This is a genomic window from Chitinimonas violaceus (assembly GCF_052601015.1).
Genome location: NZ_JBQXDJ010000003.1, coordinates 56,207 through 79,518, shown reverse-complemented (window position 1 = coordinate 79,518; position 23,312 = coordinate 56,207). Strand labels below are relative to the sequence as shown.

The following is a 23,312-nucleotide window of genomic DNA, read 5'->3' as shown; positions in this document are numbered from 1 at the left end:
CCATGCAATTTCGCACCTATCCTTTGCTGCTGGCTTTGGCTGCAGCTTACATTGCTTTGACGCCGGCTACTGCCGCCACGATTTCTAGCATTCAACGAGAATTCGATGTGTTGGGTCGCTTACAGAAAGAAACCCTGCCCGACGGTAGCTGGGCCAGCTACGGCTATGACCCAATGGGAAATCGCACTGAGATGCGGGACAACCTTGGCAGGGTCACCATCTATACCTACGACGAACACAACCGTCTTGCCACGGTTACAGATCCGCTTCGGGGGGTAACCAAATACGATTTCAACCCCAGAGGTAAATTGCTTAGCGTGACCGACCCTCGTGGCCTGATCACCAGCTATCAGTACAACGGCTTTGATGATCTGGTACAGATCACCAGCCCTGATACCGGCGTAACCAAGTTCACATATCACGTAGATGGGCGGGTTGCGTCCAGTACCGACGCTAAGAATCAAGAAACCAGATACGACTACGATGCGGCAGGCCGCCGAAGCAAAGTCACCTTTGCAGACGGCGTGGTACAGACCTATGCCTATGGTGAAAACGGCTCCAGCACCGATATGATTACCGAGATCGCCACGCCGACCGGTAAGATCAGCTTCAGCTACGACAGCTTGGGCAGAGTAAGCAGTGAGAAACGTTCGGTCTGGAACAAGGATTACACGACCAGCTATGGCTATGACGCGGCAGGCCGGCTAAATACGCTGACCTACCCCAGCGGCCGCACCGTCATCTATTTCTACGACAATGCGGGCCAAGTCAGCAAAGTCACCACCAAGCAAGGTACCGCTACCGAGAAGATTGTTGTTCAGCAACTGAAATATCGACCGTTCGGACAGGTAACGGGGTGGACCTTTGGCAATGGTGAAGTTCGTACCAGCAGCTATGACAATCTCAATCAACTCACCAGCCTTAGCCTGGGTGATAGCACGCTCACGCTAGGCAGAGATATCGCAGGCCGCATCACCAGCCAGAAAATCAGCGGTGGTTGGTGGGAAAGGCTGTTACAACGCTTAAGCCTTCCGATTGGGCAAACCCACAGCTACGGCTACGATAATCTCGACCGCCTGACCGAATGGAAAGATGGGCGAATCCTGCAAAGTCGTGGGAGCGCTTTCCCAGCAAGCCAAGGCTATGGTTACGACGCCAATGGCAATCGCATATCATTCCGTAGTGACGATGCCGTTTTCAAACAAGACGTCGACGCCAAGAGTAACCGGCTGACAGCCAGCTCGGGTAACGGCGCCAGCCCTGTCTATCAGTACGATGCCAACGGCAGCCGTACCAGTGGCAATGGCAGCTACAGCTACGATGCCCGTGGTCGGTTAGTGGAAGCGTCTGGTGCACAATTCACCCTGAATGCCTTGGGTGAGCGCGTTGCCAAAACCTTCCAGGGGACAACGATGGTATTTCACTACAACCAGTGGGGCCAGTTAGTTGCTGAATCGGACCAACAGGGCGTGGTTAAGCGTGAATACATTTACCTGGGCGATACGCCAGTTGCGCTGGTAGACAATGGTATGGACATACGAAATATCCATACCGACCACCTTGGTACGCCAAGGCTCGTAACCGACGCCACCAAACGCACCATCTGGGCCTGGGAACTGGGTGAACCATTTGGTACGTCTAACGCCAATGAAGACCCGGAAGGTACAGGCGCCAAGTACACCTTCAACCTGCGCTTCCCGGGACAGTATTTCGACAAGGAAACGGGTAACCATTACAACTACTATCGGGATTACGACCCTAAGAGTGGGCGGTACCTGCAGAGCGACCCAATAGGCTTGGATGGTGGGATCAACACTTATGCTTATGTGGGTGGCAATCCGTTGAGTTATGTCGATCCAACTGGAGAGGTCGGGGTCCCTGGCGCAATCTATGGCGGAATAGCGGGTGGAATTGGCGGATACATCTCTGGTGGTTGGAGAGGAGCTTTGGTTGGTGCTGGAGCCGGAGCTGCTATCGGCTTGGTCAATCCCTGGGCATCGCATTGGGCAGGTGGTGCCGCTGGTGCAGCAGCTGCAAGCCTAGCAGGCCAATTTGCAGGCAATATCATAGATGGAAAGGACCCGGGTGACCGGTGCAATTACGACCTTACGGCAATTGCAGGAGCTGCGGTAGGCGGAGCTATAGGTGGTCCGCTTAATCATGCGATTAGCCGTGTTGGGCCTATAATCCGCCTTTCCGAAATCGGCAGAACCGTAGGTAGCCAGTCAGTGAGCAGGATGCCGGCAAACACTCTGGGCGCAGTTGCCGAGGGTGCAGTAGTCGGTGGTGGTGAACTCTTCGGAACTGGCCGTTGCTCCTGCAACCGATAAGTGAGAACAAGCGCATTCCATTATGTGGCTTCAATTACTAGCCTACTTTGCAGTTTGGACTATCTCGTTAATCGTGACCCTAGAAGCCTATGCTTGGCTTCTTCGTCTCGTGGCTTGGCTACCTCGTCCACTGCCACTGATATTGGGGCTTTTATTGTATGCAGCTCTTGTGTGTATGTTTGCTCTGGTCTTCTTCGCGCCAGAGTTTGCTTTAGGCCCACGTGAATCCAGTGAGTTTGCAAGATCTGTAGGGTTGTTTGGTTATTTGGTCTCCCTGTTTCTTGCAATTCTGAACTTCAGATGTCGGCACCTTGATACCTTGAAAGAGCTTGGGTACTTCCAGCCCAGATCACTGCGTTAAAGACGTGAACTTGTAATCTTTGCTAGGAAGCCGGTGTCGGAGCAATCCGCACCGGCTTTATTCACTCACGGGCAGAGGTAATGTAGCCAGTAACGTCAAAGCCCAGAGTCGTCTTCATACTGACACACAGCAGACTTTGGTCCCCCTCTAAATCGGCAGGCAAACATGGAAACGTGCTCCGCCCTCTCTCAGATTCGAGGCTGAAATTCGTCCTGAATGGGCCGATACAATCTCGTGGCAGATCGCAAGTCCCAGCCCTGTTCCGCCCGCACCCGTCTTGGTTTTGGAGCTCTGGACAAACTTGTCGAAGATAACGTCCAGCTCATCCGCTGGAATGCCGATACCCTGGTCCTCCACGAAGAAGTGCAATGCCCCATCAGCCACAGAAGCACGCAGGGTGATGCGCCCCCCTTCCGGGCTGAATTTCAGCGCATTGCCCACCAGATTGCGTAGTACTTGCCCCAGACGTAATGCATCGCCATTCACCAGCGGCAGATTGGGTTCTTCCTGCAATTCGATACTGATGGCACGGGATCGAGCCAAGGTGGCGAACTCTTCTGCGATCTCCCGCAACAAGGGACCTATCGATATCGGTTTCATGTCGTAGGACATCTTGCCGGCCTCGAGTTTGGACAGATCCAACAGGTCATTCAGAATCTGCAACAAACGTTGGCCACTGTTGCGGATGCGGCCGAAGTAGTGCCCCAGCTTATCATCCGGCTGGTGATTAGCCCGCCGCTCACCCAGTTCCGCAAAGCTCAGCACCGCATGCATGGGCGTGCGCAATTCATGCGACATATTGGCCAGAAACTCCGACTTGGCGCGGCTGGCTGCCTCTGCTAACTCCTTGGCCCGTTGCATGGCTTTTTCGGCCGCACGCCGCTCGCCAATATCCTGGTAGACCCAGATCGAGCCCGCATCCGGTTGCGCCGGGTCGATCGCTTTGCCAAAGGCTTCACACAGCACCGAGCTGCCATCTGCGGCGTGGTAATGCACTTCTCGCCTCACCACCTTGCCTTCGTGCAAGGGTTGGCCATCAGTTACCAATGCCCCACCCCATTGCTCATCGCTATCAAGCAACAACTGGCCTATCAACTGCTCTTGCTGATAGCCGAACAAAGAAACGAAAGCCTGGTTCACCGCCAAAATGCGGCCTTGTTTCAGGAATACTGCCGGCAGAGGGCTGGCTGCGAACAGGGTATCCAGTTCAGCGGTTCGTTCGCGCACCATTTCAGCCAGGTGATCGCGGTGGCGAATCAGCTCCGCCTCGATCTGCTTACGCTCCGTAATGTCACGCACCATCAACAGCCATTCGCCATCACTGGCGGCAGTCAGCCGCGCCTCGAATTGCCGCAGACCGGTTTTCACCAGCAAGCTGTATTCGAAACTATGCTGTTGAGATACCGGGCCATGCTTCAGTGCATCCTGCAACGGCATCGCCATCGCATTGGGCAGACCCAACGTGTAGTACTGGCCAATACAATCCGGGCCCAAGCCGAATTCGCTGCCACCCAGCTGGGCGCGGCAATCCATGATCCGGCCTTCTTTATCGAGCTGAAGCATCAGGTCTGGAATCGCACCCAGAATCGCCGCATTGCGTATCTCTGCCCGCAGGCGGGCTTCTTCAGCCTCTTTGCGTTCGCTGATATCCATCAAGGAGCCGGCAATACCGGGCTGATTGTTCAGGCTGGTCGGGCGGGCGCTGATCAAGGCATAGAAGCAATTGCCATCGGGCCGCTGCATGACGATTTCGGTCGGTCGGCCGCTGGACTGTTCTGGGTCAAGCACAGATACCAGACTGGCACGCCATGTAGGTGCGACCAAGCCTACCAGGGTCTGGTCCATCAGATCAGTCGGGTTACGCCCAAAATACGCAGCGAAAGCCGGGTTGACGTAACGCAGTTGCCCGTTCTGCAGCAGATAGATGCCAATATGTGCGGCATCGAGGATAGCCCGGTATTTTTGTTCGCTCTCGAATAAGAGGCGCTCGGCACGCTGCCGGTCGCTGACGTCGCGGATGACGCCAACGAAATAACGCATTTCGCCCACGTCGAAAGCGTTGAGCAGCAACTCTGCCGGAAACACCACACCATTGCGCTTTTGCGCCACCAACGTATAGGTCTGGCCTTGTGCGGTCAGTTCCGCCAGGTTATCGCCAAGGCGTGTTTCATATTGATTGCGATGGGCATCGGCCAACAGCATGCTGACATCCAAGCCATGCACTTCCGTAGCGCCGTAGCCAAATAGCCGTTCTGCAGCTGCATTGAAGAGTTCAATCCGGCCTTCTTTATCGGCCAGGATGACTGCTTCGCCGGTGGTATTGAGCAAGGTCTGCAAACGCATACCGTTACGGCATGCGCTATTGGCTTTGGCTTGCCATTCAAGCAATTCGTTTTGCAAGGCAACGACATCGACTGACGGTTCGCGCTTACCTAACCGGGTGCGCCACATCAGCATGGCGGACAATGCCGCGAGGCCCATCCCCGCCAATATGGCCAGCATCTGCTGCTGGTCCAACCACCTGCTGGGCACGGTCAAATGGCTTTCCAGCTGCCATGTCCTTCCGCCGAACGCGACCTTGCGTACTGCCAGCGGCATTATCTTTCGATCTGCAGTTCCTAAAGACAGAGGCACTGTCTTTTCAACCTGGCTGATGTCAAAAGCCACGTCTTGCCAATGCAGGGAAGTTGCATGCGCTGCAAGTATGCGTGCCGGTACCAGCACCACGCCCAACAAGCGCCGCTGATCGCCATAGCGCTGCCAGGTAAGCGCCAGCACTGCAGACTCGCCGCTTTCCAACAAGAATGGCGACGATACCGCCCGACTGCCCGGATGCTTGAGGATGCTATCCGGTATCAGCTCGATCTCGCTCGACAGATCGAGCCCCAGTCCGAAACGCGCCCGTGCGCTTTTCTCGCCATAGATAACCGGTAGGAAGTCCTGCCATTCTGTCGAACGCAATCGCAGAAATTGGCTGCTTGGCCCTCGAAACCAAATGGAAAATTTCGGATAGATAGTGCGCCAGCGCCGCTCAAACTCTGTACGGTCCTGGATGCTGACAGGCTCAGCCACGACGAAGCTGTCGACCCCACTGGTGTGGATCAACATCTGGCTCAGCTGGTTAAACTGTGCTGCTGTCGGCAAACTGGTGTTCGCAAACAGCGCCTCCATTGCATCGAGGCTCAGCAGTGCGCGCCGTAGCGCCAGTTCCTGCCGGATCAGCTGCTGGCTGGCAACCCGCTTGAAGCGGTTGATTTGCTGCTTAGTCGCCGATTCCGCATACCAGCACACACCACCCAGTGTCAGCCCGCAGCCCACCAGGAAAACCAAGACTGTTAGTCGCAGGCGCGGACTCATCAACCCAGTCCGAAAGGGTCAGCCCACGTCCAGCTCGCGATAGAGTTCCAGGAATTCCTGGCTGAGCTTATGGCGCGCATCAAGGTGAATCATAGGTAACCCCCTTTGATGGGACTCACGGATCTTGATCGACGAGGAAAGATGCTTGTTCAGCACAGGCAACCCCTCGGCACGTAATTCGTTCACCAGTTGCACTGGCAGATTGGCCCGGGGCTGGAACTGGTTGACCACGATGCCCTCGATACGTAAGTCATCGTTATGGTCCGCGCGAATCTCGGCCACGTTATTCATCAACGTGTAAAGCGCCTGCCGCGAGAAATCATCGCAATCGAAAGGAATCAGGCACGCATCCGCTGCAATCAAGGCAGACTGGGTGAAGAAGTTATAAGCAGGCGGCGTATCCATGACGATCACCTCGAACTCCTTGGCGAGTTCGGCCAAGGTGTCGCGCAGCTTGTAAATCTTGTGGCGTGACTCCAGCTTGGATTGCAGCTCGCCAATTTCCGGATGCGCCGGAATGATAGAAAGGTTATCGAAAGGGGTTGGGTGAACAAATGCCATGGCTGGCTTGGCAAACAGACTGAAATTCAAGGTCTGTTCGAAATAGTCGGCCAGTGTGGGTGTTGCCGACTTGGCTTCCTCGCCCAGCAGATACCGGCTGGCATTGCACTGGGGGTCGATATCGATCAGCAGTGTTTTCTTGCCTTCATGCGCTGCAATAGCAGCCAGATTGACAGCGATAGTGGATTTTCCCACACCGCCTTTCTGGTTGAAGATAACCCGTTTCATACCGGCCAGCCCTCCCGAAAGTGATTGAGTTGTCAGCGGGGTGAAGCGCAGCGGGAACTGACCTGTCCGTGAATACGGGGCTGCGAACTTCCTGGTGCGAAGTGCTTGAGCGTCCACTCGCTATCTTGCTGTGTAACCAAGCAGCGAACCGATCCTCAGAACCTGTTTCCGATCTGGCACCAGCAGCTATCAACAGCTACGCATAAGATCGCAGTAAGATCATTGAACAGGTTCTAAGGGATTCTAGCAGCCGATTGCCGATGAATATGGCAGTGAAGCGCTCCAGGAGGGAAGAGCGCGCAGTTCTGTGGTTTTTTGGGGAGAAATGTATGAATCGTGGAATCAACCAAGACATTCGATTACCCACGTCCTGCCTCAAACAGACGGCAACATCCGCCAAGACTCAACAAAGAATGCCCTATCGCTTGCAGGCAAAGCCGGCATCTCTTCGGTCAGCCGCTGCAAGGATTGCCTTGCCGCAGCAAGCTGCCCGACATGCAAGGCATACCAGGCGTGCTCAAACCATAAGCCGCAACGCTGCAGCAGGCTGTAACGCGCCCTGCCCTCACGCTGAAGTTGTAACAGCGATTCAGCGAGGCTGAGCCAGCTGTCCGGCAACAGTACCTGCTTGTCCAGTCCCGGCAACATACCGGCCAATGCTTGCAGCTGGGCAGGGCTGCGTGGTTCCAATGCCTGGAATTGCGCCAGGGTCGGTGTGTTAAGACTCGGGCATGGGCCACGCGCTATTCGCATCAGATAGATGGCATTCCAGGCCGAGAGGCCCTCCCCGCGGCTGCAATGGCAAAGATATTCGCTTAGCAACAGCCAGCGTAATGCCGTTGCTTCAGCATCGGCAACGTCATCCAAAAGTCCCTGCCCTGCAAACAACCAGACCGCCATCCCCGCATTGGCAGCAGCTTGCTGAGCGGCATCGAACGAGCCAAATTCGAATGCTGCCTGCAAGGCAGTATGAAAGTGTCCCTGAGCTGCCATGGCCTCCTGCCGGCGTATTACGAGATCTACCGATGATCCACCAAGCGCACGCGAGCGGCGAATCAACGCCATCAGGTTGTGCCATTCAAAACGTACCCGTGGATGGTGGCGGACCACGCCAGCCCGCGGCTCTTTCGCCGACATGCCCACCAGAATGGCGGATGCCTGTTCGGAGTCACGTTGCGCATAGGCGCACCAGGCTGTCAGCACCTGTTCCATGGCATCGAGATAACCCCCTTCATCCGCACCAGCATCCTTGAGCGCGCGACGCAGCTGGGCCAAGGTTTGCCGGGCGGCGCTCAAATCATCAAGCCGCCGCCACACCGCCGCCTCGCCCAATGCCGCCAAGGCCTGCTGTACTGCACCGGAAGCCAACCCCGCCGCTTGTTTGAAGCCCGCCAATGCGCCTTGCGCCGGTGTCTGATCAGGCTCGAATACCGCCAACAACCTGTCCTGGCGCAAGTCCTGCTGCGCAATCGCAAGCGCAAGCCAGAACTCCACCCCCTGCGCCACACTGGGCCCACGCAAAGGTGCGCTCTCCGCCTGGCCCAGAAAGTCCGCCACTTCACCGGCATCGGCTGGGCGGCCCTCCACGCAAATCTCAATACGCTCCGCTTCTTCCAATGGCAGCCAGAATGGTCCCTGGCTACGCCCTTCCGGGTTCAGAAAGCGTGGATCGCGCGTCGAGCTCTCGCCCCAGCCCGCCCGTACTCCCCAGCGGGCGAAATCACGGTATGCCCGACTCACCACCATGCGAAGGCTGCGGGTATCGATAAATTGCTGTCGCAACTCGGCAAGACGCACCAGACCGTCGGCCTCGCCACTTCGGTGGGCTTGGCACATGCGCACCAACATCCATAGCGATTGGTAAGGCGCACGACTGCCACTCACCTTCTGTGGGGAGGTCAGTTCTATTTGTAATTTGTCGGGCTTGTTTGTCATGGATGGCATTGTGCCGTGGATACGCAGCGCATGCCGCCGATGTGACAGCCGTTACAGCGGTGGCTTCAGTGGCAGCCCGCGCACTCGCAAACCTCCGCTCTTGGGTTCTAGGATAGCGGCTGTTCTCACGCTGAGGTTTTCGCATTGCTGCCCCACCCCCACCCAATAATCCGCACCGATCTGCAACGTACAAATTCATCCTTACCCCACTGAAACAAAGAAAGGAACGCCATGCGACGTATTGCCGCCCTCTGCATCAGCTTATTACTGCCGCTGCTGGCCCATGCGACCGAAGTCATACAACGACCTGAACTTGCCAAAGACTTTGCGGCATTAGGCGTAACGGGCACTTTTGTACTTTATGACGTCGCAAAAGACCGTCTCGAAGTTTATAACCCTGCCCGGGCAAACACGGCTTACTCCCCGGCTTCCACCTTCAAAGTCTTCAACACCATGGCAGGGCTCGAAAGTGGCGCGGTACGCGATGTGGACGAAGTCTTTCCCTATGATGGCAAACCGAAATTCCTGAAGTCATGGGAAAAAGACATGGGCTTGCGCGAAGCGATGAAGGTTTCGAACCTCTCGGTCTACCAAACACTGGCCAGACGTATTGGCCATGACCGTATGCAGGGCTATATCGATGCAGTGGGGTACGGTAACGGCAACATCGGTAAGACCATCGACCGCTTCTGGGTTGACGGTTCGCTCGAAATCTCAGCCGTTGCGCAAAGCCGATTCCTCGCACGGCTGGCACAAGGCACACTGCCATTCTCCAAACGTACCCAGACCCAAACCCGCGAAATCCTCCAGCTCGAAAGCACAGCCAACTACACGTTGTATGGCAAAACCGGTATGGCGGCCAATACCGAGCCTGGTATCGGCTGGTGGGTAGGCTGGGTGGAAAAAGAAAACAAAATCTACACCTTCGCGCTGAATATCGACCTGCAGGATAAAGATGATATCGCTACGCGAGCCAAAACCGGCGACCTCGCCAAGCGATTGATATTGGGACGAAATTGCTTAGCGACGTTGGGTGTGCTGTAAGAACAAACAACATTCTCAAGCCCAGCCACGCCAAAAACATTGCTATTCCGACGAATCGCTCCTATCCCTTCTCTACGCCGGTGCCATCCGTCAGCACTCAAACTACTCATAAGAACCAGTACAAGGTTGCCGATACTACGCACCGACAAAGGCGAATAACTCACGCATTGTGCGGCTTCATCCCACAGTGCATTTCGGCTGAAGTTCCGGCCACGACAAGCAAGAGGAGGGTTTATGCAGGTTCATGCTTATTTGTCCTTGAACGGACGTTGCGAGGAAGCCATCGAGTTCTACCGCCAGGCATTGGGCGCTGAAGTGCAGATGATCATGCGTATGAAGGAAAGCCCGGAACCGATACCGAATATGCGCCCAGGAATGGAGAACAAGATACTTCATGCCTCCCTGCGTATCGGCGACAGCGTACTGATGATGTCCGATGGTGATTGCAACGACAGCGGTAACTTCCAGGGGTTTTCCTTAGCGGTCGATCTACCGGACATCAAAGCCACGCGCCGCTGCTTCGACCACATGGTTACTGGTGGCCAAGTAACGATGCCCCTGGACAAGACTTTCTGGTCGCCTTGCTTTGGGATGTTGAAAGACCGCTTTGGTGTTAACTGGATGGTGAGTGTGACTGACGAGTCAGCCAAAGGCTAAAAGAAGTCTGCTGCATTCAACGCGTTGCTACCAAACTAAACCGCTCTTTTGGGCGGTTTAGTTTGGTAGCAGCCCAATAAATCGATCGAGAATCATGAAATGATCCTCGAACATCTGTGATTCCATCGCTGCCAATGCGCTGATAGGTACCCAACGGGCAGCTTTTGCATCGTCCGCTGCTTCGATTGCGGTCAGCGCTGATAACGGCAACTGGTAATAGAACGCCTGGGTCAAGGTTCTGCCTCGCACGCTTCTATCCGGGTGGTCGAATAGCGCTCTGTCACACAGGGCGGCTCGCAAAGTGGCTTCTGGCACAGCCAACTTGGTTTCTTCCCTCAATTCACGGATGGAAGCATCAGCAAGCCGCTCGCGCTGGTCCAGGAATCCACCGGGTAGCGCCCAGCAGCCTCGCCCAGGCATGCCCCCTCGTTGAATCAATAATACATGTTCGCAACAGCGCACCACCGCGTCGGCGGTGACAAACACTGGCGGGTAGGGAGCAACCGACCATGTCTTGCGATAGTCCGCCAGATACCGGTATTCAGCCAGCAGCTCGGCAAACGCCTCGCTTTGGGCGAATGTCTGCAAGAAATCACAAACTGGCTTGGGTAGATGTTGGCTCATGGCACTCACTGCCCCGGCGCTATCAAACCATTGTCTGCGTAGATCGGCAGCGTTCAGGCCACCCACATTGGCGGTATGCACCAGCGGCCAGGTGGGGAAGTCTTCAAGGTAGGCAGAGCTATCGTCCTTGTAGTGGCCGAACAAACCCATGCGTGCCCCAGCAGGCAAGGCGGCAGTCACCGCCTTCAGCACCGCGGCGCTCCATCGCTCGCCATCGTAATAGTCGCGTATCGGTACAAAACAAACTCTGTCCGCATCGGCTCCCAAGCTGGCAACGATCAATTGCCGGCGTTCTTCCACATTGAATGGGTTACGCGTACTTCGCGGGCTGAAAGCAGACCCCAACACCAGCACCACCTTCGGTGCTTGCGCCAAAGCCTGCCTCAGTAAGGCAAGATGGCTGTTATGAAAAGGTTGGAAACGGCCGATGTAGACCAGCGCGTCGAAGTTCATGGAATAGATATCCTGATTTTATCGGGCCAAGAATTCGATAAGTAAACTAGTCGAGATTCAGCTTAGTGCAATCACATACCCGCATTTACTGCTGCTGAGCAAATGAGCATTTCGGGGATTTTGCCAACGCCATATTGTTGACGTATAGCAGGCTTTGAAAAACTCAGCTCAATGCTGCGCCGCTATTGGCATCTGCCTGCCATTGCCAAAGGCTCTGTTACGAACCCGGATAATTGGTGGAGCCTGCCGGCGTTTGAATTCGGACTTGGCGATCAAGCCCAGAATACGGTCTATCGTCGCCTGCTCACCATTCTGCTGCAGCTGCTGCACAAACGCCTGAGCGGCGCTGTATTCAACTGGCCGCAAGCGTGCGCCTTCGATATGCAGCTTCAGGATTTCATCGAGCACCGGATAAGGTGGCAGGGAATCGGTATCCTTCTGCCCTTCCGATAGTTCGGCCGAGGGTTCCTTGTTGATGATGGCGAGCGGAATAAACTCGCAGCCGTGATGCTGGTTGTAGTAACGGGCCAGGGCAAATACTTCGGTTTTGTAAAGGTCGCCAATAATATTCAAGCCGCCATTGGTATCGCCGTACAAGGTGCAATAACCCACCGATATCTCGGATTTGTTGCCCGTTGTCAGGAGCAGATGGCCGAAGTGGTTGGCATACTCCATCAATATGGTGCCGCGAATACGGGCCTGGAGGTTTTCCACCGTTAGCCGTGATGGCTTGGTCGCAAAATTGTGCTCGAAACCGCCACGATAATTCCCAACGAGCTCAGCGATAGGGTGTTCGAGCAGGCTTACGCCGATGTTACGGCACAGATCTACCGAGTCAGACACACTGCCAACACTGGAATATTGCGACGGCATCGTAATGGCAACAACATTCTCTGCACCCAGCGCATCGGCTGCCAGCGCCAGCGTCAAGGCACTGTCGATACCACCCGAACTGCCAATCACAACCTGCCGAAAGCCCACCTTGGCGGCATAGTCACGCAAGCCCAGCACAATCTGGCGGTAGTAGAACTCGCTGTCTTCTTCCATAGCTGCGCTGACGGGTACAGTCAGCGATTGGTTATTCAGATGAAAGCATCCATCGAAATACAACGATTCGGTAGCCTCCTCGAACAACGGCAGCTGATGCACCACCCCATGGGATGGGTCCACCACGAACGAACCACCATCGAACACGATTTGATCGTTGCCCCCTACCTGATTCACATACACCAAGGGCACACCGCTGCGCCGTGCCATATCGGCAAACAAACCATGCCGTTGCGCAGGCTTGCCGACATTACTGGGACTCGCGTTGATGCTGACGATCAGGTCTACTCCAGCCTTGGCCAGCGCCTGCACAGGGTCGATGGTGTAATCGTTGCCACCGTTATTCCAGGCATCTTCACAAATCAGAAAACCAATACGCTTACCGTTGAACACCAGTACAGCTGGTGCATCTGGCCCTGGCTCGAAATGGCGGCGCTCGTCGAAAATGTTGTAAGTGGGGAGTAACTGCTTGTGATAAGTCAGCACCACTTCACCCTGCCGAATCATCAACAGGCTGTTGTGCAGCGGTTTGCCCATGCCGGTATTGGGTGTGACTGCACCGACCACCAAGGCCGCCGCGGTCTGGCGCGAAAGGGCCAGCAACTGGTCCAGCACGGCTTGCTGACGCGCGAGAAACCCGGGTTCCTCAACCATATCCTGCGGGTAGTAGCCTGAGAGGCAGAGCTCGCTGAAGACAATCAGGTCCGCGCTTGCCGATTGTTCGATGGCACGCCGGATACGGACCAGATTACCGGTGAAATCACACAGCTTGTAGTTCAGTTGTGCAAGGGCGATGTTAAGAGCCATAGGTACATTGCTTACTGTTGTTCAATCTCAAATACGTCACGCAGGTAGTTCAGGAAGTTCGCGTCCTCGCACATACCTTTGCCCGGACTGTCGCTCACCTTGGCTACCGGCTGGTAATTGCATCGCACCAGTTTCATCACAATCTGCAACGGCTCCTTGCCGCAGTCGTTGGACAGGCTGGTACCTATGCCAAACCCCGTACGTACACGGTCTGCAAAGTGGTGGTACAGGGCGAATGCGCCTTCCATATCGAGGCCATCGCTGAAAACAAACATCTTGCTGGCCGGGTCGATACGTAGTTTGTGGTAATGCGCCAGCGCCTTTTCACCCCACACAAACGGATCGCCTGAATCATGACGTAAGCCATCGAACAGCTTGCAGAAGTAAAGATCGAAGTCGCGCAGGAAGGCATCGGTACCCACCACGTCAGTCAATGCAATGCCAAGATCGCCACGGTATTCATGCACCCAGTGTTCCAAGGCATTGCGCTGAAAATCACGCAGGCGCGAACCAAACGCCTGGAACGCCTGCAGGTACTCGTGCGCCATCGTACCAATGGGAGTAAGGCCATAGCGCTTGGCCAGCAGCACATTGCTGGTACCTCGCATAAGGGACGCAGCCTCGCGGGCCAATGTCGCCACGACCTCTTCATGCCACACCCGCGAATAACGCCGGCGGGTACCGAAATCGAAAAAGACAAACGGGTTGCGCCGCTCTGGTCCGCTGGCAAACGCCTTAAGCCGGTCCAACTTGGCAGCCAGCCGTACTTCACCCTCTGCCCAACTCGGTTCCGATGGAAACTGCCGAAAGTAGACTTCATTGACGATAGCCAGCACGTAGATTTCGAACAACATGCAATGCAGCATCGGGCCCTTCACGCGGATAGCCAACTCCTCGGGCTTGTCCTCTGGCACCGATACTTCAATAAACCGGCGTTGTAACTGGAACAACCGCAGAAAATCGATAAAGTCCGACTTGATAAACCGCAACCCGCCAAGATACGCCAGCTCATCCTCGCTAAAACGCAGGCTGCACAAGTGATCCAATTGCGCTTCAATCTCCGCCCGCAGCCCGGACAATGGGATCTCCGGCTTGTTACGGCACTTGAAGGCGTACTCCGCTTGCGCTTCGGGGTTCTGATGCAGAATGGTCTGCATCATCGTGAATTTGTAGAGATCGTTGTCGAGCAACGACTGGATGACGGGGTCAGTTACACGCATGGTTTTCCTAGTATTGCTAAGTACTTGTTCAATCTACAGCGAACCGCGACCTACCTAGATAGTGCACGAGGTAAAAATGCTTGGGATATATGAGAGTACAAGCCTTTTGAGCAGGTATAAGTTCTGATTACGGCAGTAGCAGATTCCTACAGTGAAATATCGCTACTCTTCTGAATACGCACACCGCGCCCAGCCATTTCCGCAATAAACGCCGTACCTGCTTGTTCGAACCCTTGTACTGGGCTCATACAATCGGTAAGCAGTACCAATTTCCCAATTTGGGCAGCCCCCAAATAGTCAGCAATATCGCGTACCGTACTAGCTACGCAGTGCGACAGCGCTTCGCCAACGACCAGAATGGTATCTGCCTGCGCCAACCGCCCCAGCAGGTCCTGGTTGGACTGAGTAGCCGGGTCGTCAACGCTGGGAACTTCCGCCTGGATGGCTGAATAGTGTTCAGTAGCCGGGTTCTGGCCCTTGCCTACATAGTTCACTGTCTTCAACTGCTTGCGCCCCCAATGGATCAACGCATCGAACAAACCGGCATGCACGCTATGCCCCCAGCTGCCTATCAGGCAGTGCTCGGGCCAAACCATCAGCTGGTAGCGGCCACGCTCCGCCAAAGTCTTCACATAGGCCAGACTCGTGACCTGCTTGACCGGATCACGCACCTGCCATAAACCGCCGGCAACATCTGCCTCGCTGATAACTGTGAATGGCGCAGGCAATTCCCCTACCGCATTTTGCCACCAGGCTGGGTGCGCAATATCGAGAGGGTTGTGGCTGTCCAATGTGACATGGATGGCATCGATATGGCTCTCCAAACGCGCAACCAACGCAGCCACCCGGTTCAGATCGGCATTTGCACCCGGTACAGGCAGCGCAGCACCAGGGATATCACAAAAATCATTTTGTGGATCAATGATCAGAAGATGGGTCGTACCCAAGGTATGCATGCTGGCTTCCCCGGCATTGGCCGAATTGGATGAGCAGATTCTGACACACTTAGTTTCACATTGACACTAAGTGTTTTCATTAGGTCACATAATATTTCGAAGGTAAGCTTTGGGATTTCTATCATTTGAATATGCTTTCCCAGGGAATAGGCTGCTTTGTTAGTGTTAAAATGAATCTAATAAAGAGGTACACCAATGAAGCAATCCATCATCGTCAGCGTAGATATCGTGTTGTTCACGTTGAGCCAGAGCACATTGAAAATCGTACTACTACGGCGTGATCAGGAGCCCTATGCCCAGCAACTGGCCCTGCCCGGTGGCTATCTGCATCCAGCCGAAGACCGTGACGCACTGGCAGCTGCGGAACGCGTATTGCGGGAGAAGACCGGCATCGTCTCGCCCTACCTGGAACAACTCTTCACCTTTAGCGGCGGCGTGCGCGATCCACGCGGCTGGTCGGTCAGCATTACCTATTACGCTTTGGTACACGAAAGCCTGATAGCACCCAGTGCCGGACATCGCTTTGAACTGCTTGCCATCGATGCACTACCCGACTTGCCGTTTGATCACAACCGCATCGTGGCCCATGCGGTACAACGCCTGCGTGACAAGTCCAGTTACTCTGCCCTGCCCTGCCACCTGTTGCCGCCATTGTTTACACTGACAGAACTGCAGCAAACCTACGAGCACATTCTGGGCACAACATTGGACAAGAGTGTGTTCCGCCGCAAGTTACCCGATCTGGACTTTCTTGAAGCGGTCCCCGATGCCATCCGCCAAGGAAAACACCGACCGGCGCAGCTGTATCGGTTGCGGCCAAACAAGCAGCTGGCGATTTTTGACAAGACCATGTGATAGCGACTTTTACACCTATCGATCCACGTTCTTTACCTGCCGCCAATCAAGACCAAACCGAGCCAGATATTTGCGTAACCGGTCGGCATCGTTAGCCGTGGCTTTCTCCTGCCGCGATACTTCGAACAGGCGGCGGCCCGCATCGGACAGGGAACTCGCTTGCTGACAGACCTCGATCACCCGCTCCAACTGCAGACGGTCAAATAGGTCGATTTCCACAGCTTTACTACCCAATATTTCATCCAGTGAATTTGCTGTCTGACCGTGCCAAGCACGTTGCAAGCGTTGCACCTCTTCTTCAACTCCCGCCTCGGTAATACGCCCCGCATCTGCCAATGTCGCCATACGGGTAACCGATGCGGACAATTCGCGAAAGTTGCCCGACCATTTGGCTTCAGACATGGTCGCAAAGCGTAGATATGCACGCTTGGCTTCCGCATTGAAACGCACTTGCTCACCCTGGTCCCGTGCGAAACGCTCCAGCTCAAACGCGAGATTGGGCTCGATGTCCTCCGTACGTGCAGCGAGCCCAGGTAATTCGTAAGTCCAAAGATTTATCCGTGCGTATAAATCTTCACGAAACTTTCCCTCCGCCACCCATTGCTTGAGGTCACGCACCGTACCTGCAATCAGCTGAAAGTTGCTTTCTGCCTCGCGGTCACTACCAAACGGAAAGAAACGCTTCTCTTCAATCGCTTTGAGCAGCATGGCCTGCTCATCCAGCCCCAGCTCGCCGATTTCATCCAGAAACAGCAAACCACCATCAGCACTACGCAGCAGACCCGACCGCTCCGTCTGCGCCCCTGTGAATGCGCCTTTCACATGGCCAAACAAGGCCGACATCGCGCTGTCGCCCCGCAATGTGGCGCAATTCACCTCTACAAAGCGCCCCGCTAGCTGATGGCGCGCTTTCTTCATTTCATATACCCGTCGGGCCAGAAAAGACTTACCCGCCCCAGTCGGACCGCAAAGCAGGATGGGCGCCTTGGAACGAACGGCTACCCGTTCTATCTGCTCGATCATTCGGTTGAAACTGGCATTACGTGTGGCAATACCCGACTTCAGAAAGGACACCGTCTCTTCATGTTCACGGGCAAAACGGGCGGCGATCTTGTTGTAACGGGATAGATCCAGGTCGATCAGCGAATAACGACCTTCCACCCCCTCTCCTTCACGCTTACGCGGCGGTGAGGTTTGCAACAATTTGGCCGGCAGGTAACGCGCCTCGGCCAGCAGAAACCAGCAAATCTGCGCAACGTGCGTACCAGTGGTGATATGGATCAGGTAGTACTCCATTTCAGTATCGAAGTCGTAACCCTGAGCGAAGTCATGCAGCGCCGCGTACACCTCCTCGAAGTCCCAAGGGTCTCGTAAATTGACCTCGACACTCCTTACTTCCGTATCGGGCGATACCGATTCGATGTCCTGCTTCAACCGCTCAAACAAGCCACGACTACGCGAGTCATGCAGCAGCTCCAACCGATCCACCAACAAGTCTTCCTGCATACATAGACCTACCGTAGGGCGCCACTTCTCCCAACGCTGCCCACCCTTACCGACATAGTCGAGTACGGTACCTGCGAAACCAACTACCACGGTCTTTTTCATACCACTCTTATTTTTTTAGATAAATCACTATTTTATAGTAGCTAAAATTTGAAATTGTCAGATTAGGAAAAACTTTCCACATAAGACAAATATTTTAAAAAAACAATAACTTAAATAAAAACCAAGCACCTACCAAAGAACTGGCACACATCTCGCAATAGTCTCCCAAAGACTGTGAGAAGACCTCAAGCGAAATATACGTGCCATGAAAATTGACGAAACGATCTACCAAGACCTGACCACCACCTTCAAACATCTGGCTCCCATTCATGCCAAACGGTGGTCATACCTGCTGGCCCACAGCGAAAAACGATGGCGAAAAATATCTCCATTCGATGTCTGGCCAAGTACTGACACGTATGGGGAATGGCCAACAAAGGGGCTGCCTGAGTTAGTCCAACAAATGCTGGGCTCACCAATGGCCACACAACTAGTAACGGTGCTCGATACGTTTGCCGGCCATGCCTACCGTGACCAATTAAACAATGTTCTGAGCATTCACCCGCTCACTATCAAGTCCAGTGGTTACCGGATCGAAACAGTGCTGACAGAAGGGTTCCTCTCTATCGTTCCCGGCCGCCTCGCCTATCTATGTAACCACGAGGGAGGTCAAGCTTTATGGGGATGGGAATACTTGGCGCAGTACTGTTCCACATCACACGCAGAACGTAGGCAGAAGTAAGCAAATGCAAAGTGGAAAGCAAAAACGCACCGCCATTATGGCGCGTCGCAAAATGCGTAGAGACACAATTACCAAGGCTGTGCTGATTGATATCAGTGGACAACCCCGCCCCATGGCGACATTGCCGGTCAACCCGGCAGCATTGGCACACTTCAATAGCTACGACGTACCGCTGTTCATAGGACTGGGCTACTACGAGGACCTTTGCTTTGTCTGCCGTGACTGCGGAGTCAAGCAGGTCTGGTCAGCCGAACAACAGCAATGGTTGTACGAAACCGCCAAAGGCTATGTGTATTCCACCGCAGTAAGGTGCCTGACTTGCCAACGTGAGCGCAGGTTGGCATTGAGTGGACGATAAGTCATTGAATGAAAGAAATAGTATGAAGAACTATAACCTTCTCTCCGTTGAAAACGGTGTACCCATCAAGATGTGGACGCAAGGCGTACCTGTGGAAGAAGAAGCCCGCCAGCAACTTATGCAGACCGCCAAGATGCCTTTTATTTACAAGCATCTGGCCGTCATGCCGGATGTCCATCTTGGTAAAGGATCGACTATCGGCAGCGTGATACCAACACTTGGTGCAATCATTCCAGCTGCAGTAGGGGTGGATATCGGTTGCGGAATGATGGCGGCCCGTACAACGCTGACTGCTGCCGACCTGCCCGATAACCTCGCAGGTTTGCGTTCAGCCATCGAAGCTGCCGTACCGCATGGAAGAACCATGGGGAAGCGCGACAAAGGTAGCTGGGATACTCCACCTGAAACAGTGGATGCCATGTGGGGTGAGTTGGTAGGCGGCTTCAAACGCATCACCGAAAAATATCCGCGCCTCAATAACACCAACAACCATAAGCACCTGGGAACACTAGGTACCGGTAACCACTTCATCGAAGTCTGCCTCGACGAGGAAAACCGGGTTTGGTTCATGCTGCACTCGGGTTCACGCGGCGTTGGTAACGCGATCGGGAACCTGTTCATCGAACTAGCCCAGGCTGATATGCGCCAACACATTGCCAACCTGCCGCACCGCGACCTGGCGTATTTTGAAGAGGGAAGCCAGCACTTCGAGGACTATGTAGAAGCTGTAGGTTGGGCACAGGACTTTGCTCGCCGTAACCGTGCCGTGATGATGCAAAACGTGATTGCTGCTGCACGAAAGATCATCACCAAGCCATTTTCAGCCGATGTGGAGGCTGTGAACTGCCACCACAACTATGTCCAGAAGGAAACCCACTTCGGCCGTGAAGTCTTGGTAACCCGAAAAGGCGCTGTATCCGCACAGAAAGGCCAGCTTGGCATCATCCCCGGCTCAATGGGTGCGAAGAGCTTCATCGTACGTGGATTGGGGAACGAGGAAGCCTTCTGTTCATGCAGCCACGGGGCTGGCCGGACAATGAGCAGGACCCAGGCAAAAAAACGCTTCACGATTGAAGACCAGATCAAAGCAACCGCTCATGTGGAATGCCGGAAAGACGAGGATGTGATCGATGAAATTCCGATGGCTTACAAGGATATCGATACGGTCATGACTGCACAGTCAGAACTCGTGGAGGTGGTACATACCTTACGACAGGTGGTGTGCGTGAAGGGATAGATCTGAGGGGATATGGGCCGACACCCATCACCGCATACCGACCCAGGTGCATCAACAAGGAACTGGGCGACAACCCAATGGATTGCCGCCCAGTTCTAATATATCAACGTGAAGCCAAAAAAATTACTGGCTTCGGCTATTGAAGATTAAGCACCAACTCGCTGTTGAGTTTGCTGTTGAAGTTGCTGATGCAGTGCCAAGGTCTTATCGAATGCACTGCCCAGCGCTCGGCCAATGGCTTCCTTATCGGAATCAGGCGCTATGCTTACCAGATCGCGGTAATTAGCTGTGTAACTATTCAAGATTTGTTTACGTTGATCTACGGGCCCATTCAGAGCTTGGTAGACCACCAGACTCTCGTTGACTGAATGGCCGCCATCGAACACCAGGAAGGCTAGTGTGTTGAGATAGGCTTGTTGTTCTGAAAACTCAGGCATCTTGCTAGCGATATACTTATCCAAGTGAGCCATAATATTGGTGGAACCTGAAGTGCCACTAACCACAGTAAGCCCTTGTGCTAAAGCATTCTTCTCGAAAAGAGTTTCCTTGCCTTGAGCTAATATCCTACCTGCCGCAACATTTCGGCCTTCCTGGAAAGCCTCGTAACGCTGTCCGATTGGCTGATGCGGCAACATCGTGCCATAACTACTTGTTTTCTGTTCCTTCAGTTTAACCTGATAAGAATCCGCAGTACCAGCACCTAGTTGATCACCTGTAGAGCGAGCTTTTGTAATCTCAGTCTGATAAAAACGGTCACCATCCATCTTCCACTGAGAGTAATTGATGCCCATACCTTCGGTCGTGGCCATCTTCACAGCTAGAAATGGAACCTTGATCATGCCAAACCCATCGTCAACCTTCGTCATCATCTCTGTGAAGTTCTCATAGCTGGGCTTCGCCAGGAATATTGCTACTTCAGGCACTTGGCTGAACCAAGGACGAGTATCCTTCTGAATTTCCTTGGCGAAGGCTTGCATCTTGTCATCAAGGCGTTTTTCGCGTGGAGTACTAGTCTCTGGTAAAGCGGCAAACCAATCGTCAAATTCCTTCACAAGAAATTGGCCAATCTGAGCGGAAGTTTCCTTTGCATTGCTAGATGGATTGCGCACCAACTCATGGGCAAACTCGGAATCAAAATAACGTCCAAATAAACTGTCGATATATTGCCCCGGCATTTTTTGCGTCTGTGCATCAACCAACAAAGTCTCGGCCATTTGGCATAGCTCTGGTTGACTCTGCAACTGTTTCACCGCATCTGTGTACAGCGCTATGCTTTCTTGAGTATTGACTTTGCCGCTCAACCACAAGGTTTGAGCTCGATCCGCCAAGGCAGCCGCTTCTGGGCCCTTGGCATTACGCAATACACTTACAAACGTAATCAGACTCTCTGCTTCAGTCTTAGGTGCTTCTCTTGGTCCAGCAGCATTAAGTTGGGTAAGTGAAGTAGTTTGCTTCTGCTGCAGTTGCTGAACCTCTTCCGATTGCAACGCTGCTTTTAATCCAACAATGCGACCTATTCCATCAAATACTACCTTCTCAGCAAACTCTCCCGCAGTAGTTGGCGATACAGCCAAACCTAATAACCCGGCGTCTCTTGCTGCCTGGACTTGTTGTTGTCTTATATTTTCAAGCTTATTGGTTAATCCATTCGAAACTTTATCGAGTCGTATCTCTTTTGAATCGTAACGCGGTGAAACTGTTAGTTGGTTATCCCGAAGAAATTGATGAGCACGTTGAGTCTGCTCTGGATGCAGCAAATAAGAACGGCCTGTGTAAATTACTAGGGCACCGTCTTTCGCCATACCAATACGGGCAGTACCCTGATTAAAGTTGGTATCTGCAGTTAGCTTTTGTAACTCTTTAGATAAATTATCAGGACTGATTGTTCGTGGCTGTATATTGGTGTTAATAGTGCTCATAGTCTCGACTTTCTTAGCAGGTTACCCAAATGGGCTTATGGCTAGGTTTAGCTTTTAAAAACCAAACCTATTCGGAACTTGGTTTAATTAACGATAAGGAATAAATTCACGCGGTGAGGGCGCTTGATTGCTGGCGAGCAAGGTTTCAACCGTTGTCATCAGCGTGTCAAAAGCTTCGCTTAATACAGGGACGTCATAGCTTTGTAACGGTATTCGCAGCCAGCAACAGAGGCGATCTTCCACATCCAATGCCACGACCGGCTGCCAGCGCTGTCCTGCAATTTGATTAAGTCGCAAAAAATCTGCGTAGCGCTTACTGCTCTGCTCAGGAGTATTAACGCCAAGATCAGCCAACATAAACCAGCTGGCATGATCGATATATCCGAAATGAACAGAAAAACGCTCGTCTACCGTTAAGCTGATCACTTCCTGATCGGGTGCAATATCACTCGCCGAAAAACCAACATGCCTCAGTAACTCACCAACAGCTTGATGAAACGACCGTAAATCTGACATAAATAAAAATCCTTTCACCAACACTTTTATTAAAGCAGCGTAAAGCATAAATATGCTGTACATAACTCACCAAAATTAGGTAAGCTAACAAGTAGTTAACAGCATCTAATTTAATTAAAAGATTTGCATGTCACCGTCCAGTCATGTGCAAACATGCAATGTAAAATCAAATAATTACGTTACAGAGACTAGACAAATAATGAAAATATCTCTTTCAAATTTTGGCCACTTCTTTAGAAAAAAGCATCCACCGTGAAAGAAACACTAAAGCGATTGGTAAAAGCTTTGGCTTATACCCATATCTTGCAGGCATTACGGCTTTAGATTGGCGTAGGTGAAGCAGGCCCTGGGGAAAACACCAAGGATAGAGGATTTACACAGGGTAGACCGGGCCTATAGAAATTTTTCTAATGCCCATATTGCTGACGTACGGCAGACATTGAACAAGCTGTGAGAGCTTGCTCAATGTCTTCGAAGCTAGGATAAGGCAAAGCAAAATACCCAAGGAAGCGAGGCTCACATCTAATCGCTGAGTATTCCAAATGGCTTTTAACGCA

General features: G+C 53.4%; 17 protein-coding genes. 7 read left to right on the top strand and 10 right to left on the bottom strand.

What is annotated here, in order from left to right; genetic code table 11:
- Positions 1-2 precede the first annotated feature (2 nt).
- Positions 3-2,330, top strand: a complete 2,328-nt coding sequence (locus ACUHMQ_RS02010; RefSeq protein WP_445293770.1) for an RHS repeat-associated core domain-containing protein — start codon at positions 3-5, stop codon at positions 2,328-2,330.
- 508 nt (positions 2,331-2,838) lie between these two features.
- Here the strand turns inward: ACUHMQ_RS02010 and ACUHMQ_RS02005 are convergent.
- The 3 genes from ACUHMQ_RS02005 to ACUHMQ_RS01995 all read right to left on the bottom strand — a co-directional run bounded on the left by ACUHMQ_RS02005 (position 2,839) and on the right by ACUHMQ_RS01995 (position 8,772).
- On the bottom strand, positions 2,839-6,048 hold the full coding sequence (locus ACUHMQ_RS02005) for a PAS domain S-box protein (RefSeq protein ID WP_445293769.1): 3,210 nt from the start codon (positions 6,046-6,048) through the stop codon (positions 2,839-2,841).
- 18 nt (positions 6,049-6,066) lie between these two features.
- Entirely contained in the window at positions 6,067-6,837 is a 771-nt protein-coding gene (locus ACUHMQ_RS02000; RefSeq protein ID WP_445293768.1) for a ParA family protein, read from the bottom strand.
- A 375-nt stretch (positions 6,838-7,212) separates the two neighbouring features.
- Complete coding sequence (locus tag ACUHMQ_RS01995) at positions 7,213-8,772, bottom strand: hypothetical protein (protein ID WP_445293767.1); 1,560 nt, start codon at positions 8,770-8,772, stop codon at positions 7,213-7,215.
- A gap of 231 nt (positions 8,773-9,003) precedes the next feature.
- Between ACUHMQ_RS01995 and blaOXA the strand changes: the two genes are divergently transcribed.
- Entirely contained in the window at positions 9,004-9,816 is an 813-nt protein-coding gene (blaOXA, locus tag ACUHMQ_RS01990; RefSeq protein ID WP_445293766.1) for a class D beta-lactamase, read from the top strand.
- A gap of 234 nt (positions 9,817-10,050) precedes the next feature.
- Positions 10,051-10,473 (top strand): VOC family protein, encoded by a 423-nt coding sequence (locus ACUHMQ_RS01985; protein WP_445293765.1) that lies wholly within the window; start codon positions 10,051-10,053, stop codon positions 10,471-10,473.
- A 57-nt stretch (positions 10,474-10,530) separates the two neighbouring features.
- Here ACUHMQ_RS01985 and ACUHMQ_RS01980 read toward each other — a convergent pair whose 3' ends face one another.
- The 4 genes from ACUHMQ_RS01980 to ACUHMQ_RS01965 form a co-directional block, all read right to left on the bottom strand.
- Positions 10,531-11,550, bottom strand: a complete 1,020-nt coding sequence (locus ACUHMQ_RS01980; RefSeq protein WP_445293764.1) for a bifunctional nicotinamide-nucleotide adenylyltransferase/Nudix hydroxylase — start codon at positions 11,548-11,550, stop codon at positions 10,531-10,533.
- 168 nt (positions 11,551-11,718) lie between these two features.
- Positions 11,719-13,404, bottom strand: a complete 1,686-nt coding sequence (locus ACUHMQ_RS01975; protein WP_445293763.1) for an NAD+ synthase — start codon at positions 13,402-13,404, stop codon at positions 11,719-11,721.
- Between the two features lie 11 nt (positions 13,405-13,415).
- On the bottom strand, positions 13,416-14,624 hold the full coding sequence (gene pncB / locus ACUHMQ_RS01970; protein WP_445293762.1) for a nicotinate phosphoribosyltransferase: 1,209 nt from the start codon (positions 14,622-14,624) through the stop codon (positions 13,416-13,418).
- Positions 14,625-14,770: 146 nt separating this feature from the next.
- Complete coding sequence (locus ACUHMQ_RS01965) at positions 14,771-15,580, bottom strand: cysteine hydrolase family protein (RefSeq protein WP_445293761.1); 810 nt, start codon at positions 15,578-15,580, stop codon at positions 14,771-14,773.
- 195 nt (positions 15,581-15,775) lie between these two features.
- Between ACUHMQ_RS01965 and ACUHMQ_RS01960 the strand changes: the two genes are divergently transcribed.
- Complete coding sequence (locus ACUHMQ_RS01960; protein WP_445293760.1) at positions 15,776-16,435, top strand: NUDIX hydrolase; 660 nt, start codon at positions 15,776-15,778, stop codon at positions 16,433-16,435.
- A gap of 15 nt (positions 16,436-16,450) precedes the next feature.
- Here the strand turns inward: ACUHMQ_RS01960 and rtcR are convergent, their stop codons facing one another.
- Positions 16,451-18,043: an RNA repair transcriptional activator RtcR gene (gene rtcR, locus ACUHMQ_RS01955; protein WP_445293759.1), complete on the bottom strand. Its 1,593-nt coding sequence runs from the start codon at positions 18,041-18,043 to the stop codon at positions 16,451-16,453.
- Positions 18,044-18,248: 205 nt separating this feature from the next.
- Here rtcR and ACUHMQ_RS01950 point away from each other — a divergent pair, with 205 nt between their 5' ends.
- From ACUHMQ_RS01950 to ACUHMQ_RS01940, 3 genes are read left to right on the top strand one after another with little or no spacing between them, the layout of a single operon-like run.
- A complete protein-coding gene (locus ACUHMQ_RS01950) occupies positions 18,249-18,725 on the top strand; it encodes a hypothetical protein (protein ID WP_445293758.1) in 477 nt (158 codons plus the stop codon).
- Positions 18,726-18,729: 4 nt separating this feature from the next.
- On the top strand, positions 18,730-19,083 hold the full coding sequence (locus tag ACUHMQ_RS01945; protein WP_445293757.1) for a zinc-ribbon domain containing protein: 354 nt from the start codon (positions 18,730-18,732) through the stop codon (positions 19,081-19,083).
- 22 nt (positions 19,084-19,105) lie between these two features.
- On the top strand, positions 19,106-20,320 hold the full coding sequence (locus ACUHMQ_RS01940) for an RtcB family protein (RefSeq protein ID WP_445293756.1): 1,215 nt from the start codon (positions 19,106-19,108) through the stop codon (positions 20,318-20,320).
- A gap of 146 nt (positions 20,321-20,466) precedes the next feature.
- Here the strand turns inward: ACUHMQ_RS01940 and ACUHMQ_RS01935 are convergent, their stop codons facing one another.
- Positions 20,467-22,239 (bottom strand): hypothetical protein, encoded by a 1,773-nt coding sequence (locus ACUHMQ_RS01935; RefSeq protein ID WP_445293755.1) that lies wholly within the window; start codon positions 22,237-22,239, stop codon positions 20,467-20,469.
- Positions 22,240-22,326: 87 nt separating this feature from the next.
- Positions 22,327-22,803 (bottom strand): CesT family type III secretion system chaperone, encoded by a 477-nt coding sequence (locus tag ACUHMQ_RS01930; RefSeq protein ID WP_445293754.1) that lies wholly within the window; start codon positions 22,801-22,803, stop codon positions 22,327-22,329.
- Between the last annotated feature and the right edge of the window lie 509 nt (positions 22,804-23,312).

Excerpts from the sequence above, each read along its gene's own strand:
- ACUHMQ_RS02010 (WP_445293770.1), top strand. The coding sequence starts at position 3 with ATGCAATTTCGCACCTATCCTTTGCTGCTGGCTTTGGCTGCAGCTTAC.
- ACUHMQ_RS02005 (WP_445293769.1), bottom strand. The coding sequence starts at position 6,048 with ATGAGTCCGCGCCTGCGACTAACAGTCTTGGTTTTCCTGGTGGGCTGC.
- ACUHMQ_RS02000 (WP_445293768.1), bottom strand. The coding sequence starts at position 6,837 with ATGAAACGGGTTATCTTCAACCAGAAAGGCGGTGTGGGAAAATCCACT.
- ACUHMQ_RS01995 (WP_445293767.1), bottom strand. The coding sequence starts at position 8,772 with ATGACAAACAAGCCCGACAAATTACAAATAGAACTGACCTCCCCACAG.
- blaOXA (WP_445293766.1), top strand. The coding sequence starts at position 9,004 with ATGCGACGTATTGCCGCCCTCTGCATCAGCTTATTACTGCCGCTGCTG.
- ACUHMQ_RS01985 (WP_445293765.1), top strand. The coding sequence starts at position 10,051 with ATGCAGGTTCATGCTTATTTGTCCTTGAACGGACGTTGCGAGGAAGCC.
- ACUHMQ_RS01980 (WP_445293764.1), bottom strand. The coding sequence starts at position 11,550 with ATGAACTTCGACGCGCTGGTCTACATCGGCCGTTTCCAACCTTTTCAT.
- ACUHMQ_RS01975 (WP_445293763.1), bottom strand. The coding sequence starts at position 13,404 with ATGGCTCTTAACATCGCCCTTGCACAACTGAACTACAAGCTGTGTGAT.
- pncB (WP_445293762.1), bottom strand. The coding sequence starts at position 14,624 with ATGCGTGTAACTGACCCCGTCATCCAGTCGTTGCTCGACAACGATCTC.
- ACUHMQ_RS01965 (WP_445293761.1), bottom strand. The coding sequence starts at position 15,580 with ATGCATACCTTGGGTACGACCCATCTTCTGATCATTGATCCACAAAAT.
- ACUHMQ_RS01960 (WP_445293760.1), top strand. The coding sequence starts at position 15,776 with ATGAAGCAATCCATCATCGTCAGCGTAGATATCGTGTTGTTCACGTTG.
- rtcR (WP_445293759.1), bottom strand. The coding sequence starts at position 18,043 with ATGAAAAAGACCGTGGTAGTTGGTTTCGCAGGTACCGTACTCGACTAT.
- ACUHMQ_RS01950 (WP_445293758.1), top strand. The coding sequence starts at position 18,249 with ATGAAAATTGACGAAACGATCTACCAAGACCTGACCACCACCTTCAAA.
- ACUHMQ_RS01945 (WP_445293757.1), top strand. The coding sequence starts at position 18,730 with ATGCAAAGTGGAAAGCAAAAACGCACCGCCATTATGGCGCGTCGCAAA.
- ACUHMQ_RS01940 (WP_445293756.1), top strand. The coding sequence starts at position 19,106 with ATGAAGAACTATAACCTTCTCTCCGTTGAAAACGGTGTACCCATCAAG.
- ACUHMQ_RS01935 (WP_445293755.1), bottom strand. The coding sequence starts at position 22,239 with ATGAGCACTATTAACACCAATATACAGCCACGAACAATCAGTCCTGAT.
- ACUHMQ_RS01930 (WP_445293754.1), bottom strand. The coding sequence starts at position 22,803 with ATGCTTTACGCTGCTTTAATAAAAGTGTTGGTGAAAGGATTTTTATTT.